We start from the raw sequence: 1,480 nt of genomic DNA, 5'->3' as shown, positions 1-1,480 counted from the left end.
CCGCGTCCAGTTCGGCCGTCACATCAGCTCTTTCCAGGCGATCCGGCACCGGCTGGCCGAGACGCTGGTCGCGATCCAGGGTGCCGAAGCGACGCTGCATGTCGCCACGCATTCCGACGATCACGACGGCCTTGCCTCGCTGCTGGCGAAGGCCGCCGCCGGCCAGGCGGCGCTGACCGCCGCCCGGCACTGCCAGCAGGTGCTCGGCGGGGTCGGCTTCACCGCCGAGCACGCGCTGCACCACCACGTCAAACGGTCGCTGACGCTGGACGGTCTGCTGGGCAACACGCGGGAGCTGACCCGGGATGCCGGAAAGGCTCTGGTGGACAGGGGTTTTGCGCCACGGCTTGCCGAGCTTTAGCCGGCCCCGGAATCCTGATCGCCAGTAGTAGCCTCCCGTTGTCGCTGTGCGGCGAGCAGAATGGCGGGTCCTGAATCTGTGTGACGGATGTGATCTAACGGGTGCGCGTACACTTCGTCTGGCCACCGAGACGATGGGACGCGATGAGTCAGCCCGAGCCTCCTCGAAACGAGCTGGGCGTCGCCTCGCTGCTCGTCGGCGTGGTCGCGCTCCTCACATGCTGGATGCTGCTCGGGGTGCCTTTCGGGATCGCGGCGGTGATCACGGGGGACGCGGCGCGCAGACGGGTCCAGCGGGGCGAAGCGAGCAATCCCCGAACCGCACTGGCGGGCATGGTGTTAGGCGCCGTGTCGATCGCCGCCGGGCTGGTCGCGATCGGGTACTACGCCTGGCGGGACGCCCGCTAATTCCGGGGGAGGCCGAGCACGCGCTCGGCGATGATGTTCCGCTGAATCTCCGACGTGCCGCCGGCGATCGTCGCGGCGAAGGTGCGCGCGTATCGGTCGAACCAGCTGCGGTAATGGCTGTCGAGGTTGAGGGCGGCGAACGGAGCGGTCACCGCGCGGTGCACCAGCCCGTCCGTCTGCGCGGCATTCAACGCGTCCTCCGATGCCCGTTGCAGGGCTTCGGAGCCCAGCAACTTGAGGACCGATTGGGCCGGCACGTCCTCTTCCCCGCGCGCGGCGCGCGACAACGCCACGGACCCCAGTAGGCGCAACGCGTAGGCGTCCATCACCAGGGTGGCGTAGCGATCCCGCTCAAGTGAGCTCGCGGGAGCGAAATCGATGCTCAATTCGTGCAGCAGGTCGACGTACCCCATCCACAGCATCACGCGTTCGTGCCCCAGGGAACCGGTCGCCACCCGCCATCCGCCGTTGAGTTCGCCCACCAGATTCTCGGCCGGCACCCGCGCGTCGGTGAAAAACACCTCATTGAAGTCGACTTCGTCGCTGTCACACATCGACGCGAACGGGCGGCGCACCACCCCCGGCGTATCGGTCGGAATCAGCAGCACGCTAATACCCTTGTGCTTCGGCGCCTTTGGGTCGGTTCGCACGAAGGTCAGCAACACGTCGGCGTCGTGGGCGCCAGAAGTCCACACCTTCTGCCCGTTGACGA

Annotated in this window: 3 protein-coding genes; 2 read left to right on the top strand and 1 reads right to left on the bottom strand. The window is 67.6% G+C overall.

The annotated features are described in order from the left end of the window. Both A9X05_RS20655 and A9X05_RS20650 read left to right on the top strand, forming a co-directional pair. On the top strand, positions 1-361 hold a 361-nt coding region (locus tag A9X05_RS20655; RefSeq protein WP_197499152.1), incomplete at its 5' end, for an acyl-CoA dehydrogenase family protein. Between the two features lie 143 nt (positions 362-504). Further along, entirely contained in the window at positions 505-768 is a 264-nt protein-coding gene (locus A9X05_RS20650; RefSeq protein ID WP_067759618.1) for a DUF4190 domain-containing protein, read from the top strand. On the opposite strand, the gene A9X05_RS20645 is transcribed toward A9X05_RS20650, so the two are convergent. Next, the coding region (locus A9X05_RS20645) for an acyl-CoA dehydrogenase family protein (protein ID WP_197499151.1) at positions 765-1,480 on the bottom strand (716 nt) is incomplete at its 5' end. The genes A9X05_RS20650 and A9X05_RS20645 overlap by 4 nt on opposite strands.

The sequence above is a fragment of the Mycobacterium sp. E3298 genome (genome assembly GCF_001666895.1).
GTDB lineage: Bacteria > Actinomycetota > Actinomycetes > Mycobacteriales > Mycobacteriaceae > Mycobacterium.
The sequence above is the reverse complement of the archived record's forward strand: the minus strand, read 5'-3'. Positions and strand labels throughout refer to the sequence as shown.